A 19,489-nucleotide genomic window follows, 5' to 3' on the forward strand; every position below is an offset into this window, starting at 1 on the left:
GGACGGCCACCGCCGACGCGGACGCGTTCCCGCCCTACAGCGGGATGTTCCAGGCCCGCACGGTCACCACCACCGTGCCGTCGTCGCCGACGTCGGTGACCTGCAACAGTGCCATCTTCCAGGTGTCGCCGCGCTCCTTCGCGTCAACCAGGGAGGTCTTGATGCAGATCGCCACGCCCTTGCGGGCGGGGACGTTGATGTCCGGGCCGATGGGGCCCTTGTCGATCCGGTCGTTGCAGTCGGCGGCGCCGAGCGAAGCGCTGTCGACCTGACTGCCCTTCGTACCCCTGGTCAGGTTGAAGTACGACGAGTTGCCCCCGCAGCGGGCGGTGAACCGGATCTCCTCGCCGTCGCTGACCCGCACCTCGGGCTTGTCGAGGTCGATGTCCACGTAGCTGTCGCAGCCCGCCCGGAGGGTGAGTTCCTCCCCGACGTACTTGTCGGTGTAGCGGGTCTGCTTGTCGAGTGGCGGTTCGCCGCTCCCGGCGGGCGTCGGCCCGGACGGCGACTCCGCCCCCGTCTGTTCCGGAGCCGGCGTGGTCGGCTCGTTCGTCGGCTCGCCGGTGCCCGCCGACGGGCCTTCGGGTCGCCCCGCGCCGGCCGCCCGGGCGATGTCCCGGGCGTCGTTGGCCTGGTCGAGTGCCCGTAGCGACAGCGCCGTGGCCAGCAGCCCCAGGACGAGGGCCAGCACGGCCGCGCCGGCCGCGACCAGGGGCCAGCGGCCGCCGCCGCTCGACTTCGGCGCTCCCGGACCGCCCGGGCCGGAGGACGGCGGCACCGGGGCGCCCTGCTGGTCGGCGGTCATGTCGTGGCTCCTCACGTCGGGACGGCCGTCGGCCGGACACGGGGCGCATTTATCGCAGATAGTTGTCAAGATCGCTGTCAGCAACCCGTCACCCAACGGGACCGCCTCGTCACGGACCAGCCGGGATAATGAACCACCCCCATCGATCTTGTGCAGGTGAGACCCCCATGACCGAGCCGGTGACCGGCACGGATTCCGCCCGCCGCCGGCGGGGGTTGACCCCCGGCGAGAAGACCGGCGCCGCGATCGGTCTGGCCAGCCTGCTCGTCGCCGTGCTCGCCTGGCAGTGGCCCCGGCAGGACCAGTCGCCGCCGGCCACGCCACCGCCCACCCCCAGCCGGGCCACGACCGGTGCCACCGCCGCGCCACCCGCCGCCACCACCTCCGCGGCCCCCACCGGTGCCGCCGGCCGGACATACCTCGACACGCTGACGCCCGAGACCGGCGGGCCGTACCTGCAACCGTTGCCGCGCGCGCTGGCCGGCCGCTCCGACCTGCCGCATCCGGTCGTGCTCTCCTGCCCGACCAACGACGGCGAGGACCGGAGCCGGTCGGTCAGCTACCCGCTCAAGCGTCGCTACCTGGACTTCTCCGCCAGTTTCCGGGCCTGGTACCCGCCGGCTGAGGACCCGGAGTCGGCCGTGCGGATCAGCGCCGTGGTGACCGTCCGGGAACCCGACGACACCCTGACCCGACAGCCCCGGCCGGGCCGGACGACGACGATGTCCCGACCGGCGCAGCCGCTGTCCTTCTCCGTGGAGGGGGGCGACCTGCTGACGCTGACCGTGGAGTGCGACTTCGGCGGGGGCGTCGCCGTCCTCGCCGACGCCGGCCTCATCCGCTGACGGAAGCGGCGGGCCGGCTGGTCCCGCGACCGGTCAGTCGCGCGGGTCGGCGGGGAGCAGGTGGTTCACCACGATCTCCCCGACGGTGAGCGCCCGGGCGCGTTCCTCCACCCCGCGGTCGGCGCCGGTGAGCCGCCCGCCGTGCTGGCGCAGGTGCTCCTCCCAGGACGGCACCTGGTAGACCTCGACGAAACCGTGCTCCCGCTCCCCCGTGCGGTACAACCCCCAGCGCATCGCCCCGGTACGCCGCCGCGAACGCCCCACCAGCCGCATCGCCTCGACGAACTCCGCCTGCCGCTCGGGCGGCACCGTGTAGGAGACGGTCACCAGCACCGGCCCGCTACGCGGATCGGCGGGCAGCGTCAGGTGCGGCTCCGGCCACCACACCGCCGGGTCGCGGTCGACGCCCCGGGTGTCGCGCAGCGGCCAGAGCGGCACGGTCGCCGCGCCGGCCGCCATCATCCCGGCGGCCACGGCGAGCGCGACCACGAGGTCGGTCACCTCGCCGAGCGCGCCCCAGGCGACCGCCCCGAGCGCCTGCCCGCCGGCGAAGACCATCTGGTAGACCGAGAGCCCGCGGGCGCGTACCCAGCCGGGCAGGAAGAGCTGCATCGCCGCGTTGACGCTGGACAGCACGGTCATCCAGGCCATCCCGGCGGGCACCAGGGCCAGGGTGACCGGCACCGGCCCCGGTGCCAGGGCGAGCACCGCCAGGACGGCGGCGTAGACCAGCCCGGCCAGCAGCAGCAACCGGCTGGTGGTGAGCGACTGCCGGATCCGGGGCAGCACGAGGGCACCGGCCACCGCGCCGACGCCGAGGGCGGCCAGCAGCACGCCGTACCCGCCCGCGCCGAGGTGCAGGCGGCGGCTGGCGACCAGGGGCAGCAGCGCCCACAGGGCACTGCCGGGAACCACGAACAGCGCCGCCCGCAGCAGGATCCGGCGGACCACCGGCGAGTGCCGCACGTACCGGCCGCCGGCACGCAGCGCCGCCGCGAACCGCTCCGGCATGTCGTCGCCCTCGGGCCGTGCCGGCCGCCAGCGCAGCAGGGCCAGCGCGAAGACGGCGAACGACACCGCGTTCACGGCGAAGACGGTGGCGACGCCGGCCCGGGCCACCAGCACGCCGGCCACCGCCGGCCCGACCGAGCGCGCCAGGTTCACGCTGATCGACCCGAGCGCCGAGGCCGAGACGAGCTGCGACCGGGGCACCAGTTCGGGGATGACCGCCTGCCAGGCCGGCAGGGTCAGCGCCTGGCCGACGCCGAGCGCGAAGGTCAGGGTGAGCAGCAGCGCCGGCGGCATCCGGTCGGCGGCGGTGAGTCCGGTCAGCAGGACGCCGACGGCCGCCAGGAAGCACTGCACCCCGATCAGCAGGCGGCGACGGTCGAGGGTGTCGGCCAGCGCGCCGGCGGGCAGGGCGAGCAGCAGCACGGGCAGCATGCTGGCGGTCTGCACGAGCGACACCAGCGTCGAGGCGTTGGCCTCGTCGACGAGCAGCCACTGGGCGCCGACCGTCTGCATCCAGGTGCCCACGTTGCTGGCCAGCACCGCCAGCCAGAGGCTCCGGAACGCGGCGAGCCGCAGCGGGGCCCAGGCGGAGGAGGCCACGTCGGCGGGCGAGGTCGCGGGGGCGTTCACCGACCGGAACGTACCCCGGCCGGCCTGGTCCAGTCCGGCGAACCGGGCCGGGGCACGCGAGCGGGCCGCCGGATCACCCGGCGGCCCGCTGACGTGCGATCGGTCAGAAGATGCTGACGCCGTAGCGGCTCAGCGCCTCGGTGACCGGCTGGAAGTAGGTCGTGCCGCCCCAGCTGCAGTTGCCGCTGCCGCCGGAGGTCAGGCCCAGGGCGGTGGAGCCGCTGAACAGCGAGCCGCCGCTGTCGCCCGGCTCGGCGCAGACGTTGGTGCGGATCAGGCCGGAGACCGAGCCCTCGGCGTAGTTCACCGTGGCGTTGAGCGCGGTCACCGAGCCGCCGCGCAGGCCGGTGGTGCTGCCGGAGCGCTGCACCGACTGGCCGACGTACGCGTTGCCGGCGGCGGTGATGTCGCGGTAGCTGCCGTTGTAGAGGTAGACGTTGCCGGCCGCGTTGGCGGAGTTGCTGTGCCGCACGATGCCGTAGTCGTTGCCCGGGAAGCTGGTGCCGGTGCGGGTGCCCAGCAGGCTGGTCTGGGCGGAGTTGCTGTACCAGCTGGAGGCGATGTTGGTGCAGTGCCCGGCGGTCAGGAAGTAGTAGGTGCTGCCGCTGCGGACGTTGAAGCCCAGCGAGCAGCGACCGCCGCCACCGGCGTAGATGGCCTGACCGCCGGAGATCCGGGTGCTCAGCACGCCGGCCTCGGCCTCGATCCGGATCGCGCCGTCCATCCGCGCGGCGGCGGCCTTGACGCGCTCCAGCTTGGCGCCGGTCACGGTGCTGTCGACCGAGACGACGACCTGGTTGGTGGCCGGGTCGGTCCACCAGGCGGTGCCGGGGATCTTCGCGGAGCGGTCCAGCTCCGCGGTGGCCCGGGCCAGCTCGCCGGCGCCGCGCTTGACGATCTTCGGGGTCGCGCCGGCGGCGGCGACCTGCCGGGCGGCGAGCGCGTCGGTCACGGTGACGACCATCTTGCCGCTGGCGTCGGCGTACGTGCCGGCGGACCGGTCGCCGAGACGCTCGGCCAGGCCGGCGGCGGCGTCTGGAGAGGCGAACGCGGGTGCGGCCTGGGCGGGCGCGCCGATCAGCGAGCCGGCGACCAGGGCTCCGGCCGCGGCGAGGGTGGCGGCGCGACGGAGCGAGGACCTCGTGGGTCGCATGCAACAACCTCCAGGGAGGGGACGACTGGCCCCCTTCGGGGTGAGGGGGCCGGGACCATGCCGGCCGATCTGGGGAAACCGGCCGAACTGACTGAAGTATTCACATATTTAAGATCGTAGGCAAGACCCGACTTTGTCCTTTTCGCCCCGGCTGCGGCCGTCACCATTCCGAAACATTGTGGACACAGACGTCTGTCTATACGCTCTGTTCACCGCACCATCACCCTCGGCACCCGCGACCCGGAGGCCATCATGAAGTCCATCCGACGGCTGCTCGTCCCCCTCGCCGCGCTCACCACCCTCGTCCTGCTGGCCGGCACTCCGGCCGCCGCCGACCCCGGCCCGCCCCCGAACTCGATGGCCAGCCTCGGCGACTCGATCACCCGCGGCTTCAACGCGTGCGGCTGGTACAGCGACTGCACCTCCCGGTCCTTCAGCACCGGCGACTACTCCACGGTGAACAGTCACTACCTGCGCATCCGCGCGACCAACGCGGCCATCAACGGTCGCAACCACAACGACGCCCGCAGCGGCGCAAAGTCCGCCGACATGTACGGCCAGGCCGGCACCGCCGTCAGCCAGGGCGTCGACTACGTCACGATGCTGATCGGCGCCAACGACGCCTGCACGAGCACGGAGGCGGGGATGACCTCGGTGGCCACCTACCGGGCCAACATCGACGCCGCGCTCAACCGCCTCAAGACGGGGCTACCCAACGCCCGGGTGCAGGTGATCAGCGTGCCGGACATCCACCGGCTCTGGTCCGTCGGCAAGGACAGCGGCAGCGCCCGCAGCGCCTGGTCCCTGTTCGGCATCTGCCAGTCGATGCTCGCCAACCCGACCTCCACCGCCCAGGCGGACGTCGACCGGCGCAACCGGGTACGCCAGCGGGTGGTCGACTACAACACCCAGCTCGCCCAGGCATGCACGGCGTACGGCCCGAACTGCGACTTCGACGACAACGCCGTGTTCGGCTACCCGTTCACCCTCAACCAACTCTCCAGCTGGGACTACTTCCACCCGAACACCAGCGGGCAGCAGGTCCTCGCGAGCGTCTCGTACGCCGCCGGATTCGGCTGGTAGCGCGCCGGAGCTGACGCGCGGGCGGCGGCCACCGTCCGCGCGTCGCCGCGCGCTCACCCCACGCGGCGGCGCGCCCCAGGCCCCGGGCGCGGCACCACGTCGCGGGGCCGGGCCACCTCGTGGCCGCGCTCGCAGCGCAGCTCGACGGCCACCTCGGCGCCGCAGTCGCGGTGCGCGACGGTCAACGGCGAGCCGGCCGGGTCGGCCAGGTAGCGGTCGCCCCAGCCGAGGACGGCGACCAGCACCGGCCACAGGTCGAGTCCCATGTCGGTCAGCCGGTACTCGTGACGCACCCGGCTGCCCGGCTCGCGGTAGGGCTCGCGCCGCAGCACGCCCCGCTCCACCAGCATCGCCAGCCGGTTGGTGAGCACCTGCCGGGGGATGCCGGTGCGGACGCGCATGTCGTCGAAGCGGCGGATGCCGTTGAAGACCTCGCGCAGGACGACGAGCGTCCACCGCTCGCCGAGGACCTCCATCGCGCGGGCGATCGTGCAGTTCTCGATCGACCAGTCCAGTGCCGCGGGCCTCATGCGCTCCAGGCTAGGTCTGATTGACAGACTCAGCAACGCGCTGCCAGGCTGGGTCCATGACACAGACGCAGGACCCGGCGCGCAGCCGTACCTTCTCCTGGTCCGACCCGGGCATCAACGTCGCGCACCTCGGCCGGCGCAGCGGCCTGGAGCTGCTCCGCGCGATGATCGCCGGGGAGCTCGCGGCGCCGCCGATCATGCATCTGGTCGACATGTCCCGGATGGAGGCCGACGAGGGCCGGGTGGCCGTCGAGCTGGTCCCCCAGGAGTTCCACTACAACCCGCTCGGCACCGTGCACGGCGGGGTCCTCTCCACCCTGCTCGACACGGCGGCGGCCTGCGCGGTGCACACCACGCTGCCGGCCGGGGTCGGCTACACCTCGCTGGACCTGAACGTGAAGTTCCTGCGCCCCGTCACCGTCGCGAGCGGCACCCTGCGCTGCGAGGGCACCGTGCTACAGCGTGGCCGCCGCACGGCGCTGGCCGAGGCGAGACTGCTCGACGCCCAGTCCCGCCTCGCCGCCCACGCCACCTCCACCTGCCTCCTCTACCCCCTGGACCAACCCGCCTGACCACCCCACCCCACCCCCACACCCCCTCGACCCGCCGATCTTGCACTTTCGGCCCGCGATACGCCGCAATTGCGGCTTTCGCCCGGGCACAAAGTGCAAGATCGCGGGAGTGGGGGGGCGGGGGCGGGCGGGAGAGACGCTTCGGGCGTGGTCGTCGTCGAGAGAGCCAGCGACGGCCACGTCCGGGGACCCGGCGGCCGGGACGGTCAGCGGGTCAGCGGGCGGCGAGGCGGGCGGCGCGGGCCGCGCGCTTCTCCTCGAAGCGGGATGCGGCGCGCTCCAGGTCGTCGAGGTGGGCGGCGATCTGGTCGCGGGCGGCCTCGCCGTCGGCGTCCAGGCCGGTCACGTTGAAGACGTCCCACTGGCGCAGCACCGGGACGACCACCTCGTCGCGATGCTGGCGCAGGTCGTAGATGCCGGCGAGGGCGATCGCCACGGACTTGCGGGCGAAGCCCTCGATGCCGTTGCCCGGCATCTGGAAGTCGGCCACCACGTCGGCGACCGCCCGCATCGCCTGGCCGGGCGCCAGCTCGAAGGCCGCCGCCAGCAGGTTGCGGTAGAACACCATGTGCAGGTTCTCGTCGGCCGCGACCCGGGCGAGCAGCGCCTCGCAGGCCGGGTCGCCGGTGACGCGGCCGGTGTTGCGGTGCGAGATCCGGGTCGCCAGTTCCTGGAACGAGACGTACGCCAGCGAGTGCAGCACCTCGTCGTCGTGGGCGTTCTGGTAGCCGGCGGACATGTGCGTCATCCGGGCCCGCTCCAGGGCCACCGGGTCGACCGCCCGGGTGACGGTCAGGTAGTCGCGGATGGCGGTGCCGTGCCGCCCCTCCTCGGCGGTCCACCGGTGCACCCAGGTCCCCCAGGCGCCGTCCCGGCCGAAGAGGGTGGCGATCTCGTGGTGGTACGAGGGCAGGTTGTCCTCGGTCAGCAGGTTGACGATGAGCGCGGTGCGGGCCACGTCGGGGATGGTCGAGTCGGTCTCCGCCCACGCCTCGCCGCCGAGCGGCCCGTCGAAGGTGCGCCCCTCGCTCCACGGGACGTACTCGTGCGGAAACCATTCCTTCGCCATGGACAGGTGCCGGTCGAGGTTCTTCTCGACGACGGACTCCAGTTCGAGGAGCAGAGCGGTCTGGCTGAGCACGGTCACGACGATCTCCCTACGGTGGCGTAACTTACGCTACCGTAGGTCCGATCGTCCGTACGCGCCAGTAGCGACTCAGCTGACCAGCGGCTTGAGGTCCCCCCGGGGCGGCGTCCACTCCCCCGCCGCCGCCGCGACCTGCTCACCCGAACGGATGTCCTTCACCTCGTCGGCGGCCCCGTCCGCCCCCGGGAACCAGACGTACGGAATGCCCCGCCGCTCGGCGTAGCGGATCTGCTTGCCGAACTTCGCCGCGCTCGGCGACACCTCCGTCGGCACGCCCCGCCGACGCAGCGCCTCGGCCACCCGGTTGCTGGCCGGCCGCTGCTCCTCGCTGGTCACCGCGACCAGGACGCAGGTCGGCACGTCCCGCGACACCGACAGCGCGCCGGCGCCGAAGAGCAGCCCGAGCAGCCGGGTCACCCCGATCGAGATGCCCACCCCCGGGAACCGGGCGGCGCCGGAGCTGGCCAGGTTGTCGTAGCGGCCGCCGGAGCAGATCGAGCCGAACCGCTCGTAGCCGACGAGCTGCGTCTCGTAGACGGTGCCGGTGTAGTAGTCCAGGCCGCGCGCGATGCGCAGGTCGGCCACGCACAGCCCCGGGGAGTGCTCGGCGGCGGTCTCCACCACCCGGACCAGCTCCTCGATCCCCTCGTCCAGCAGCGGGTCGGTGACGCCGAGGGCACGGACGGCGTCGGCGAAGGAGGCGTCCGGGGCGGAGATCTCCGCCAGCGCCAGGCATGCCTTGGCCTGCGACTCGCTCGCCCCGGCGGTCTCGGCGAGCAGCTCGGCCACCTTCGCCGGGCCGATCTTGTCGAGCTTGTCCACCGCGCGCAGCGCCGCCTCCGGGTCGATCAGGCCGATGCCCCGGTAGAAGCCCTCGCAGATCTTGCGGTTGTTGACCTGGATCCGTACCGGCGGGATCGGCAGCGAGCGCAGCGCGTCGCCGATCACCAACGGCATCTCCGCCTCGTGGTGGGCGGCCAGGGTGTCCCGGTCGACGATGTCGATGTCCGCCTGGAGGAACTCGCGGTAGCGCCCCTCCTGCGGCCGCTCACCCCGCCACACCTTCTGGATCTGGTAGCGGCGGAAAGGGAACTGCAGCTTGCCGGCGTTCTCCAGCACGTACCGGGCGAACGGCACGGTCAGGTCGAAGTGCAGGCCGAGCGCGTCGTCCCCGGTCGGGCCGTCGGCGTCGGCCTGCAACCGCCGGATCAGGTAGACCTCCTTCGAGGTCTCCCCCTTGCGCAGCAACTGGTCCAGCGGCTCCACCGCGCGGGTCTCCAGCGGCGCGAAGCCGTACAGCTCGAAGGTGTCCCGGATCCGGTCGAGGACGTACTGCTCGATCATCCGCTGGGCGGGGGTCCACTCCGGGAAGCCGGAGATGGGCGTGGGCTTGCTCATGATGCTCCGTTCGCAGACCCGCGCGGTCCGCGCGGGCGAAGGCTGGTGCGGCCGCCGGCGGCCGCGGGGCGAAGGCTCGGTGCGGCCGGCTACAGGCCGCGGGCGGGGGCCGCCGGTCGCGCGCCGTCGCCACCCGCCACCTCGATGAGGTACGGGTTGGTCGCGCGTTCGCGGCCGATGGTGGTCGCCGGGCCGTGGCCGGGCAGCACGACGGTGTCGTCCGCCAGCGGGAGGATCTTGTCCCGCAGGCTGCTGATCATCGTCGGCATGCTGCCGCCCGGCAGGTCGGTGCGGCCGATGGAGCCGGCGAAGAGGACGTCGCCGGAGAGGCAGAGCTGCTCCGCCTCCCAGGGCGAGCCCGCGGCCGGCAGCCGGAAGAGCACCGACCCGCCGGTATGGCCCGGGGCGTGGTCGACGGTGATCTCCAGCCCGGCGAGGGCGAGCGTGGCGCCGTCGGTCAGCTCCGCGACGTCCTCCGGCTCCGTGTACGGCAGCCGCCCGCCGAAGAGCGAGGTGAGGTCCGCGGACAGCCCCTTGGCCGGGTCGGCGAGCATCTCCCGGTCGCCCGGGTGCACGTACGCGGTGATCCCACGGGCGCCGCAGACCGGCGCGACCGAGAACGTGTGGTCGAGGTGGCCGTGGGTGAGCAGCACCGCGGCCGGGTGCAGCCGATGCTCGGCCAGCAGCGCGTCGAGCCGGTCGAGCACCCCGATGCCGGGGTCGACCACCACGCACTGCTCCCCCGGCGCGGCGGCGACCACGTAGCAGTTGGTGCCGAAGGCGTCCGCGGGAAAGCCGGCCACGAGCACGTCCGCTCCCCTTCCGTCGAGCTGTCGGGTCCTGCCAGCAGCCTAACCGGCGACGCGACCGGGTTCGCCGCATCCGCCCCGGAGGCCCCGTTCGCCACAGTGACGCGTCCCGATAGACGCAGCCTCGGACCTCGTACACCACTTTCCCAGCCGGTAGCCGTACACTCTGGCGGGCGTGTGGCGTGGCGCACCTGCCGCCGAACGGGCGCAGGACGCCCGACCACCGGTGACGACCAGGGTAGAGGAAGGGGAGCACGGGTGGCTTCCAGCAGGGACCGGCAGCGCAAACTGGCGCGTGCCAAGCTCGACCGGCAGCTCGCCCGCCGGGCCGCCGCCGCCAAGCGTCGCCGGCAGATCCAGGCCGGTGTCGGCGTCACCGTCGTCCTCGCGCTGATCGTGGTCGGCTCGGCCTGGGGGCTGGGCGCCTTCGACGACGACCCGAAGGAGAACACGGCCGCCGAAGACGTGTGCCTCTGGACCCCGCAGGACGCCACCGCGAACACCAACCTCAAGGACGTCGGCACCCCGGCGACCCAGGGGCTGCCCACGTCCGGCGTGCGCCCGATGACGGTCACCACCAACCAGGGTGCCCCGGTCACCGTCGAGCTGGACCTCGCCGCCGCCCCGTGCGCCGCGGCGAGCATCGCCCATCTGGCCAGCCGGTCGTTCTACGACAACACCAAGTGCCACGAGATCACCGCCGAGGGCGCGGTGCGCTGCGGCGACCCGAGCGGCACCGGGCTGGGCGGCCCGACGTACTCGTTCTACGACGAGAACGTCCCCACCCCCGCGCCGTCGCCGTCGGCGAGCCCCGCGCCCGGCCAGCCCGCGACGTACCCGAAGGGCACGGTCGCGATGATCGCGAACCCGCCGGGCGCCAACGCGAGCCAGTTCCTGATCTTCTTCGAGGACTTCACCACGGCCGACCCGAAGTACCCGGTCATCGGTCGGGTCACCGGCGGGATCGACGTGGTGGAGAAGATCGGTGCCAAGCCGACCGTGGACAATGGGACGGGGGCCAAGGTCAAGCCCAAGGACGACGACGTGGTCATCCAGAGCCTGACCGTCGGTGAGCCCGTGGCGCAGGGGGCGTCGACCCCGGCGGCGACGCCGTCCGGCGCCCCGGCGGCCAGCCCCAGCGCCGGCTGACCCGGCCGCCCCACCAACCTCAGCGGCACCGACCGCGCCCGAGACAGCCCAGGAGGATCCAGGCGTGACGTCCACCAGAGAGCGGCAGCGCGCGGCGGCCCGCGCCCGGCTCGAGAAGGAGATGGCCGAGCGCGCGGCCAGGGCCCGCAAGCGCCGGCAGACCCAGGCGATCGTGGGAGCCGCGTCGGTCCTGGTGCTCGTCATCGCCGGCACCGTGTGGCTCGCCACCACGCTCGGCGGCGACGACGACAAGGCCGACACCGCCGGGCCGGCGGCCGACAACGTGCAGTGCGCGTGGACCGAGCTGCCCGCCGACCAGCGGACCAAGCAGATCAAGGACGTCGGGCTACCGGCCGCGCAGCAGTCGAACACCGGCACCCAGACGATGACGATCGACACCAACCTCGGTCCGATCACCGCCAAGGTCGACCGGGCGGCGGTGCCCTGCACCGCGGGCAGCTTCACGCACCTGGCGGAGAAGAACTTCTTCGACAACAGCAAGTGCCACCGGCTGGTGACCGAGGGCATCAAGGTGCTCCAGTGCGGCGACCCGAGCGCGACCGGCAAGGGCTGGCGCGAGACCGACGGCACCGGCGGCCCGAGCTACCGACTCGCCGAGGAGAACCTGCCCACCGACAAGCGCCCGCCGTACCCGGAGGGCGTGATCGCGATGGCCAACGCCGGCCCGGCCAGCACGGGCAGCCAGTTCTTCATCGTCTACGGCGACTCGCCGCTGGACCCGAACTACACCGTCCTGGGCACCATCACCGGTGGCATGGACATCGTGAAGCAGGTCGCGGCGGCGGGCGACGACAAGGCGTTCGCGCAGCAGGCCGGCGGTGGTCACCCGAAGAAGGAGATCGCCATCAAGAAGCTCACCATGAGCGCCCCCCAGGGCTGACCGCCCACCCGTACGACGAGCGCCCGCCGGCCCCGCCGGCGGGCGCTTCGCTATCCCACCCCCTCCCCTCCCCCATGCCCCGCCCCCGCCCCCATCCTCGCGATCTTGCACTTTGCGCCCCGACAAAAGGGGTGACCTACGCATATCGAGGGCCGAAAGTGCAAGATCGCCGCGGCGAGGGGGCGCGGGTGCGTAGCGGGGCAGGGTGGGGTGGGGTTGGGGGTGGGGGTGGGGTGGGGTTGGGGTGGGTGGGTCAGGCGCCGGAGGTGACGCGGTAGGCGTCGAAGACGCCGTCGACCTTGCGGACCGCGGCCAGCAGGTGGCCCAGGTGCTTCGGGTCGGCCATCTCGAAGCTGAACCGGCTCACCGCCACCCGGTCGCGGGTGGTGGTGACCGTCGCGGAGAGGATGTTGACCCGCTCGTCGGAGAGCACCCGGGTGACGTCGGCGAGGAGCTTGTGCCGGTCCAGCGCCTCGACCTGGATGGCGACCAGGAACGTCGACGCGGACGTGAGCTTCCAGCTCACCTCGACCACCCGCTCGTTCTGCGCCCGCAGGTCCTCGGCGTTGGCGCAGTCGTCGCGGTGCACGCTCACCCCGCCGGAGCGGGTCACGAAGCCGAAGACCGAGTCCGGCGGGACGGGGGTGCAGCAGCGCGCCAGCTTGATCCACACGTCGCTGACCCCGCGGACCACGACGCCCGGGTCCGCGCTGCTCTGCCGGCTGCGCGGCGGCCGGGTGGCGACGGCGGTCTCGGCGATGTCCTCCGCCGCGCCCTCCTCGCCGCCGTACGCGGCCATCAGCTTCTGCACCACCGACTGGGCGGAGACCTGGCTGTCGCCGACCGCGGCATAGAGCGAGGCGACGTCGGCCAGGTGCAGGTCCCGGGCGATCGACATCAGCGCGTCCGAGGTGAGCATCCGCTGCAACGGCATGCCCTGCTTGCGCATCGCCTTGACGATCGCGTCCTTGCCGGCCTCGATCGCCTCCTCGCGCCGCTCCTTGTTGAAGTACTGACGGATCTTCGTGCGCGCCCGAGGGCTCTTGACGAAGCCCAGCCAGTCCTGCGTCGGCCCGGCCGTCTCGGACTTCGACGTGAAGATCTCGATCACGTCGCCGTTGGACAGCGTCGACTCCAACGGCACCAGCTTGCCGTTGACCCGCGCCCCGATGCACTTGTGCCCGACCTCGGTGTGCACCGCGTACGCGAAGTCCACCGGCGTCGACCCGGTCGGCAGCGGGATGACGTCACCCTTCGGGGTGAAGACGTAGACCTCCTGGCTGGACAGGTCGAAGCGCAGCGCGTCGAGGAACTCGCTCGGGTCGGCCGCCTCCCGCTGCCAGTCCAGCAGCTGGCGCAGCCAGGTCATCTCGTCGATGTGCGCCGGCGGGCCGACGATCTGGGTGCCCTTGTGCTCCTTGTACTTCCAGTGCGCGGCGATGCCGAACTCGGCGGTGCGGTGCATCGCGTACGTGCGGATCTGCATCTCCACCGGCTTGCCGGTGGGCCCGATGACCGTCGTGTGCAACGACTGGTACATGTTGAACTTGGGCATCGCGATGTAGTCCTTGAACCGGCCCGGCACCGGCTGCCAGTTGGCGTGGATCACGCCCAGCGCCGCGTAGCAGTCCCGCACCGTGTCGACCAGGATCCGCACCCCGACCAGATCGTAGATGTCGTTGAAGTCGCGACCCCGCACGATCATCTTCTGGTAGATCGAGTAGAGGTGCTTCGGCCGCCCGGTGGTCTCCGCCTTGATCTTGGCGGCCTTCAGGTCGGTCTGCACCTTCTGGGTCACCTGACGCAGCAGCGCCTCGCGCTGCGGCTGGTGCTCCCCGATCAGCCGGTTGATCTCCTCGAACCGCTTCGGGAAGAGCGTCCCGAAGGCGAGGTCCTCCAGCTCCCACTTGATGGTGTTCATACCCAGCCGGTGAGCCAGCGGGGCCAGGATCTCCAGCGTCTCCTTCGCCTTCTGCTCCTGCTTCGGACGGGGCAGGAAGGTGAGGGTACGCATGTTGTGCAGCCGGTCGGCCAGCTTGATCACCAGCACCCGCGGGTCCTTGGCCATCGCGACGACCATCTTGCGGATCGTCTCGGCCTTGGCCGCGTCGCCCAGCTTGACCTTGTCGAGCTTGGTGACCCCGTCGACGAGCAGCGCGACCTCGCCGCCGAAGTCGGCGCGCATCTGGTCGAGCGTGTATTCCGTGTCCTCGATGGTGTCGTGCAGCAGCGCGGCGACCAGGGTGGTGGTGTCCATCCCGAGGTTGGCCAGGATGGTGGCCACCGCGAGCGGATGGGTGATGTAGGGGTCGCCGGACTTGCGGTACTGCCCCGAGTGCCAGCGGGCCGCGGTGTCGAAGGCACGCTGGAGCAGCCGCGCGTCGGCCTTGGGGTGGGCGTCCCGATGGGTCGAGATCAGCGGCTCGAGCACCTCGCTGACCTGCGAGGACTGCCACGGCGCGTTGAACCGCGCCAGCCTGGCCCGGACGCGGCGGCCGGTGGGCGCGGTGGAGAGCGCGAAGCCGGCGCTGGGCAGGGGATCACCGTCGGCGGGGAACGGGAGCACGACCCCCTCGGTCGCCGCGCCCGCGCCACCGGCCGGGCCGGCCGTCGCGCCGGACCGCGCGGTGTCGGCCGGACCGGTCACGCCGGAGCCGTTGCCGGAGCCCGCGCCCCGGGTCGGCGCGTCACCGTTCCGTGCGGTCACCGAGCCGTCCGCGTCGCCTGTCGGGTGCACCGTGCCCTCCACCGGAGGGGCGACATCGTGGGACACCGGCCTCCTCACCGCTCGCCGGGAATACACCGACCGTGCGCCGGTCGGCCTGGTCTCGCGCCGTCCGGACGGGCCCCCGCCCGGTCAGCAAAGGGCAATGCTACCCGCACGCACGGTGCGCCGCCGCTCCGCCGGACGGACCGCACCGGGTCCGCCCGACGGTCGGGGTGCTCAAACGGTCAGCAGGGCATGCACCGGGCGCGGCGACAACCGCTCCCGCGCGCCGAGGAAGCCGAGTTCCAGCAGCACGGTGAAGCCGGCCACGGTGCCCCCGGCCCGCTCCACCAGGTCCAGCGTCGCCTCGGCGGTGCCGCCGGTGGCCAGCACGTCGTCGACCACCAGCACCCGGTGCCCGGCCGTGAACGCGTCCTGGTGCACCTCCAGGGTGGCCTGGCCGTACTCCAGGTCGTAGGAGGCCGAGTACGCCGGGCGGGGCAGCTTCCCGGCCTTGCGCACCGGCACCACGCCGACCCCGGTCGCGTACGCGACGGCTGCCGCGACCACGAACCCGCGCGCCTCCATGCCGACGACGGCGTCGAACGAGTCCCGCCCGTGGTACGCGACGATCTCGTCGACCACCTGGCGGAACGCCTCACCGTCGGCGAACAGCGGCATCAGGTCCTTGAACATGACACCGGGCTTGGGGAAGTCGGGCACGTCGAGCACCCGGCTGGCCACCAGCTTCGCGGCCTCCGGGCCGCTGTCTCCCCGTACCCCGGTGCTGTGGGTCTCCGTCACGGCAGTCCGCTCCCCTTCCACGACGACGGCGTCCTCCCTGCTGCTCGCACAGCATGAAGGACGCCGCCGGTTCGATTCCTACCGGGTGTCTCCGGCCCAGGTCAGCGCCGCTTTCCGCCGCCCGGCCGGTTGCCGCCGCCGGCCGGACGCCCGCCCCGGACGCCGGTCGACCGCTTCCCCGCCGGCCGCGCGCCCACCTTCGGCGCGGCGCCGGCCAGCGCCGCCGATTCCGGGTCGACCGGCTCGTCCGCGGCCTCCCCGGTGCGGGGCGCACCCTTCGGGGTGACCTCGCCGCGGGCGATCGCGCCCCGGCGGGCCAGCACCCGCTTGTTGTGCGCCTGGATCCGCGGCTCGTAGTTCTTGAGCAGCACCAGCAGCGGCGTGGCCAGCAGGATCGAGGTCAGGAACGCCACCGCCATACCGACGAAGAGCACCAGGCCGAGGTCCTTCAGGGTGCCCGCGCCGAGCAGGCCGGCACCGATGAAGAGCAGACCACCGACCGGCAGCAGCGCCACCACCGAGGTGTTCAGCGACCGCATGAGGCTCTGGTTGATCGCCAGGTTGGCCGCCTCGCCGTACGTCTGGTTGTTGTTCGCGGTGATGCCGCGGGTGTTCTCCTGCACCTTGTCGAAGACCACCACCACGTCGTAGAGCGCGAAGCCCAGGATCGTGAGGAAGCCGATGACCGTCGACGGGGTGACCTCGAAGCCGACCAGCGAGTAGACGCCGGCGGTGAGGATCAGGTTCATGATCAGCGAGGAGACGGCGGCGACCGCCATCCGCCACTCGAACCGCAGGATCAGGTAGACCATCACCAGCGCGATGAAGATGACCAGACCGAGCATCGCCCGGGAGGTGACCTGGCTGCCCCACGCCTCGCTGACCTGGTTGCCGCTGATGGTGGTGGGGTCGATGCCGAACTCCTCGGCGATCTCGACCTTGACGGCGTTGGCCTGCTCGGCGCTGAGCTGCGTGGTGCGCACCTCGTAGAAGTCGCCGCCGGTGCCGCCGACCTTCTGCGTGGTGACCACGTTGGCGCCGTCGCCGGCCGTGGCGAGGGCCGTCTTGACCTTCGCCTCGGTCTGCTCCATGGTGCCGACGCTGGCCGGGACCTGGAACGAGTTGCCGCCGGCGAACTCGATGCCGAGGTGGAACCCGCGCAGCCCGAAGCTGAGGAGCGCCAGCAGGATCAGCGTGCCGGCGACGGCGAACCAGAGCTTGCGCCGGCCGATGATGTCGAGGCCGGCCTCGCCGCGGTAGAGGCGGCTCGCGAGACCACTCTTTGCCATCTCAGGCCTCCTTCACGCGCGGGTTGCGGGGCTTGGCCTCGTCGGCCGTCCGGGCCGGAAGCGCCCGCCCGAGACCACTGACCCGCGGGGACAGGAACGCCCGGGTGCGGGCGAACATCGTCATGATCGGGTGCCGGAAGAGGAAGACCACGACCAGGTCCAGCACGGTCGCCAGGCCGAGGGCGAAGGCGAAGCCCTTCACCGCGCCGACCGAGACCACGTAGAGCACCACCGCCGACATCAGCGTGATCGCGTTGGCCGAGATGATCGTCCGGCGGGCCCGGATCCAGGCCCGCGGCACGGCGCTGCGGGGGCTGCGCCCCTCCCGGATCTCGTCCTTGAGCCGCTCGAAGTAGATGACGAACGAGTCCGCCGCCACACCGAGCGAGACGATCATGCCGGCGATGCCGGCGAGGGTGAGGGTGAAGCCGATCTGCCGGCCGAGCACCACCAGCGCGCCGAAGACCAGCAGCGCCGACAGGATCAGGCTCAGGAAGATCACCGAGCCGAGCAGGCGGTAGTAGAAGAACGAGTAGATGATGACCAGCAGCATGCCGATGCCCGCCGCGAGGAGACCGGCCCGCAGGTGGCTGGCGCCCAGGGTGGCGGTGACGTTCTGCGACTCCTGCTCCTCGAAGGTGACCGGCAGCGCGCCGTAGCGGAGCTGGCCGGCGAGGGTGCTGGCGTCCTTCTGGGTGAAGTTGCCGGTGATCTGCGAGTTGCCGGTCAGCACGCCCTGGATCTCGGGCGAGGAGACGATCTCGTTGTCCAGCACGACGGCGACGCGGCACTTGCCGTCCTGGCCGAGCGCGGTGGCGTCGCAGGCCTGGCCCTCGTTGTTGAACGCCTCGCGGGTCAGGTTGGTCCACTTGTCCTGGCCTGGGCCGGAGAAGTCCAGGCTGACCACCCACTGGCTGGTCTGGTCGAGCACCGCGTTGGCGTCGTCGACGTCGGTGCCGAGCACCTTCGCCTGGTCGAGCAGGTACTTCGCGGCGCCGTCCTCGCAGGCGACCACCTGCTGGTCGGGGGCGGAGATCGACGCCGGCGGCCGCTTGTCGAGCTGGGCGCAGCTGATCTGCGGCACGTTGAACTGCATCTGCGCCGGCAGCACCGCGACCTCGCGCGGGTCGAGGGCGGCGAACGGCTTGAGCTTCTCCGCCAGCGACGGGTCGGCGGTCAGGTCGGCCGGTGCCTGGAGGCCGCTCGCGGCGGCCCAGGCGGCGGCGCCGACCTTCTGCTCGACGGCCTTGCGCTGCTCCTCGACGCTCTGCGGCACCGGCTGGCTGCTCGCACTGGGCGAGGGCGCCGCGGCGCTCGGCGAGGCCGGAGCCGACGCCGACGGGCTGGCGCTCGGCGCCGGCGCCATGCCGCCCTGGCCGCCGCTCGCCGACGGGGTCACCTTCGGCCCGGCGGTGCCGGACGGGGAGGCGCTGCCCGAGGGCTTCGTGCTGCCCGACGGGGCCGGGGTCGCGCTGCCGGACGGCGCCGGGGTGGCGGTCGGCGCCGGGGCGGCGGCCGCGCCGCTGCCGTCGGCGGCCTTGAGCAGCTTGCGGAAGCGCAGCTCGGCGGCGCTGCCGACCTCGGTGATGTCGCGGTTCTCACCGGGGAGGGAGATCACGATGTTGCGGTTGCCCTCGGTGACCACCTCGGCCTCAGCGACGCCGAAGGCGTTGACGCGGCTCTCGATGATCTGGCGGGCCTCCTCGAGGTTCTCCGCCGTCGGGGCCCGGCCGTCGACGGTGTTGGTCGCCTCCAGCGTCAGCCGGGTGCCACCGACGAGGTCCAGGCCGAGCTTGGGCTCCAGCCGGTCCTTCAGGCCGCCGCTGGCGCCGCCCGCGAAGAACACCAAAAGATAGAGGACGACGAAGATGAGCCCGAGCACGGCCAGTTGCCGTCCGGGGCGCATCTGTCCCTGAGGTGGTGCCACGGCTGTCCTGTCTCCCTGTACGGTCGCGCCGCTGGTGCGGCGGGTGTCGGCCGGTGCGGCCGGCGGTCCTGACGGGCCGGCGTCGGAGGCCGGCGCGCGGGCCCCGACGTCGCGGCGCGGGGGCGCCGAGCGGAGCGTGGACGTGCCGGCTCCCGCCGTCGGGCCCAACTATCCAGTTTTCACGTCGTCTCCGCTGCCCCTTCCGGCACGGCGGTCACCGCGAGCCGGCGACCGCCGCCCCGGGGCGGGAGCGACGCCTCACTCCTTGACGGCGTCCGCGTCCTCGGCGGCCGGCTCGGCGGGACGCTCCGCCTGGCTGACCACCCGGGCGATCGCCGGGCGGGCGTACCGGGTCTGCACACCGGGCGCGACCTCCAGCAGGACGGTGTCGTCGTCCACCCCGGTGACCGTGCCGTAGAGCCCGCCGATCGTGACCACCTCGTCGCCGGGGGCGAGGGCGGACTGCATGTCCGCCGCCTCGCGGCGGCGCTTCTGCTGGGGGCGGATCATCATGAAGTACATGACGCCGAAGAGCAGAGCGATCATGAGGATCGGCGTCAGGCTGCCGGCACCCCCGCCGCCCTCTGCTGCGTAAAGCACGGTGAAAGACCTTCCCATTGGCCGCCGACCCGGCACGGGTGTGCCGGAGCGGAGGCGGATTCTCACGTCCTGTACAGACCGGCGCGAGTCTAATCCCTGCACCTGGGAACGCCGAATGCGGCACAGATC

At 72.5% G+C, this 19,489-nt stretch carries 17 protein-coding genes; 5 read left to right on the forward strand and 12 right to left on the reverse strand.

Translation table 11 applies throughout. The annotated features are described in order from the left end of the window. Positions 1-34: 34 nt before the first annotated feature. Positions 35-805: a hypothetical protein gene (locus ACZ6Q9_RS22920; protein WP_396829471.1), complete on the reverse strand. Its 771-nt coding sequence runs from the start codon at positions 803-805 to the stop codon at positions 35-37. Between the two features lie 167 nt (positions 806-972). Here ACZ6Q9_RS22920 and ACZ6Q9_RS22925 point away from each other — a divergent pair, with 167 nt between their 5' ends. Beyond that, on the forward strand, positions 973-1,650 hold the full coding sequence (locus ACZ6Q9_RS22925; protein WP_396829470.1) for a hypothetical protein: 678 nt from the start codon (positions 973-975) through the stop codon (positions 1,648-1,650). 33 nt (positions 1,651-1,683) lie between these two features. Here the strand turns inward: ACZ6Q9_RS22925 and ACZ6Q9_RS22930 are convergent, their stop codons facing one another. Next, a complete protein-coding gene (locus tag ACZ6Q9_RS22930; RefSeq protein ID WP_396829469.1) occupies positions 1,684-3,291 on the reverse strand; it encodes an MFS transporter in 1,608 nt (535 codons plus the stop codon). Positions 3,292-3,394: 103 nt separating this feature from the next. Beyond that, positions 3,395-4,444, reverse strand: coding sequence for a S1 family peptidase (locus ACZ6Q9_RS22935; RefSeq protein ID WP_393456424.1), 1,050 nt, complete (start codon positions 4,442-4,444; stop codon positions 3,395-3,397). Between the two features lie 252 nt (positions 4,445-4,696). On the opposite strand from ACZ6Q9_RS22935, the gene ACZ6Q9_RS22940 reads away from it, so the two are divergent. Beyond that, the gene (locus tag ACZ6Q9_RS22940; RefSeq protein ID WP_396829468.1) at positions 4,697-5,527 is read left to right on the forward strand and encodes an SGNH/GDSL hydrolase family protein; all 831 of its coding nucleotides are present in this window, start codon (positions 4,697-4,699) and stop codon (positions 5,525-5,527) included. Between the two features lie 53 nt (positions 5,528-5,580). Here the strand turns inward: ACZ6Q9_RS22940 and ACZ6Q9_RS22945 are convergent, their stop codons facing one another. Beyond that, positions 5,581-6,057, reverse strand: a complete 477-nt coding sequence (locus ACZ6Q9_RS22945) for a winged helix-turn-helix transcriptional regulator (RefSeq protein WP_396829467.1) — start codon at positions 6,055-6,057, stop codon at positions 5,581-5,583. 56 nt (positions 6,058-6,113) lie between these two features. Between ACZ6Q9_RS22945 and ACZ6Q9_RS22950 the strand changes: the two genes are divergently transcribed. Then, positions 6,114-6,629 (forward strand): PaaI family thioesterase, encoded by a 516-nt coding sequence (locus ACZ6Q9_RS22950; RefSeq protein WP_396829466.1) that lies wholly within the window; start codon positions 6,114-6,116, stop codon positions 6,627-6,629. A 214-nt stretch (positions 6,630-6,843) separates the two neighbouring features. On the opposite strand, the gene ACZ6Q9_RS22955 is transcribed toward ACZ6Q9_RS22950, so the two are convergent. The 3 genes from ACZ6Q9_RS22955 to ACZ6Q9_RS22965 form a co-directional block, all read right to left on the reverse strand. Next, positions 6,844-7,776: an acyl-ACP desaturase gene (locus ACZ6Q9_RS22955; protein WP_396829465.1), complete on the reverse strand. Its 933-nt coding sequence runs from the start codon at positions 7,774-7,776 to the stop codon at positions 6,844-6,846. Between the two features lie 69 nt (positions 7,777-7,845). Beyond that, a complete protein-coding gene (gene hisS / locus ACZ6Q9_RS22960; RefSeq protein ID WP_396829464.1) occupies positions 7,846-9,174 on the reverse strand; it encodes a histidine--tRNA ligase in 1,329 nt (442 codons plus the stop codon). Positions 9,175-9,263: 89 nt separating this feature from the next. Further along, a complete protein-coding gene (locus ACZ6Q9_RS22965) occupies positions 9,264-9,983 on the reverse strand; it encodes an MBL fold metallo-hydrolase (protein ID WP_350709027.1) in 720 nt (239 codons plus the stop codon). A 258-nt stretch (positions 9,984-10,241) separates the two neighbouring features. On the opposite strand from ACZ6Q9_RS22965, the gene ACZ6Q9_RS22970 reads away from it, so the two are divergent. Together ACZ6Q9_RS22970 and ACZ6Q9_RS22975 are read left to right on the forward strand one after the other, a co-directional pair. Beyond that, positions 10,242-11,132: a peptidylprolyl isomerase gene (locus ACZ6Q9_RS22970; RefSeq protein ID WP_393271073.1), complete on the forward strand. Its 891-nt coding sequence runs from the start codon at positions 10,242-10,244 to the stop codon at positions 11,130-11,132. 64 nt (positions 11,133-11,196) lie between these two features. Then, complete coding sequence (locus tag ACZ6Q9_RS22975; protein ID WP_396829463.1) at positions 11,197-12,033, forward strand: peptidylprolyl isomerase; 837 nt, start codon at positions 11,197-11,199, stop codon at positions 12,031-12,033. 253 nt (positions 12,034-12,286) lie between these two features. Here the strand turns inward: ACZ6Q9_RS22975 and ACZ6Q9_RS22980 are convergent, their stop codons facing one another. From ACZ6Q9_RS22980 to yajC, 5 genes are all read right to left on the reverse strand, one after another. Then, positions 12,287-14,806, reverse strand: coding sequence for a RelA/SpoT family protein (locus ACZ6Q9_RS22980; protein WP_393456406.1), 2,520 nt, complete (start codon positions 14,804-14,806; stop codon positions 12,287-12,289). Positions 14,807-14,977: 171 nt separating this feature from the next. Beyond that, entirely contained in the window at positions 14,978-15,544 is a 567-nt protein-coding gene (locus ACZ6Q9_RS22985; RefSeq protein WP_393456403.1) for an adenine phosphoribosyltransferase, read from the reverse strand. 101 nt (positions 15,545-15,645) lie between these two features. Next, complete coding sequence (secF, locus tag ACZ6Q9_RS22990) at positions 15,646-16,833, reverse strand: protein translocase subunit SecF (protein WP_393271069.1); 1,188 nt, start codon at positions 16,831-16,833, stop codon at positions 15,646-15,648. 1 nt (position 16,834) lies between these two features. After that, a complete protein-coding gene (secD, locus tag ACZ6Q9_RS22995) occupies positions 16,835-18,760 on the reverse strand; it encodes a protein translocase subunit SecD (protein WP_396829462.1) in 1,926 nt (641 codons plus the stop codon). A gap of 258 nt (positions 18,761-19,018) precedes the next feature. Next, positions 19,019-19,360, reverse strand: coding sequence for a preprotein translocase subunit YajC (gene yajC, locus ACZ6Q9_RS23000; protein ID WP_357704261.1), 342 nt, complete (start codon positions 19,358-19,360; stop codon positions 19,019-19,021). Positions 19,361-19,489 lie beyond the last annotated feature (129 nt).

This window comes from Micromonospora sp. NPDC049139 (assembly GCF_055586845.1).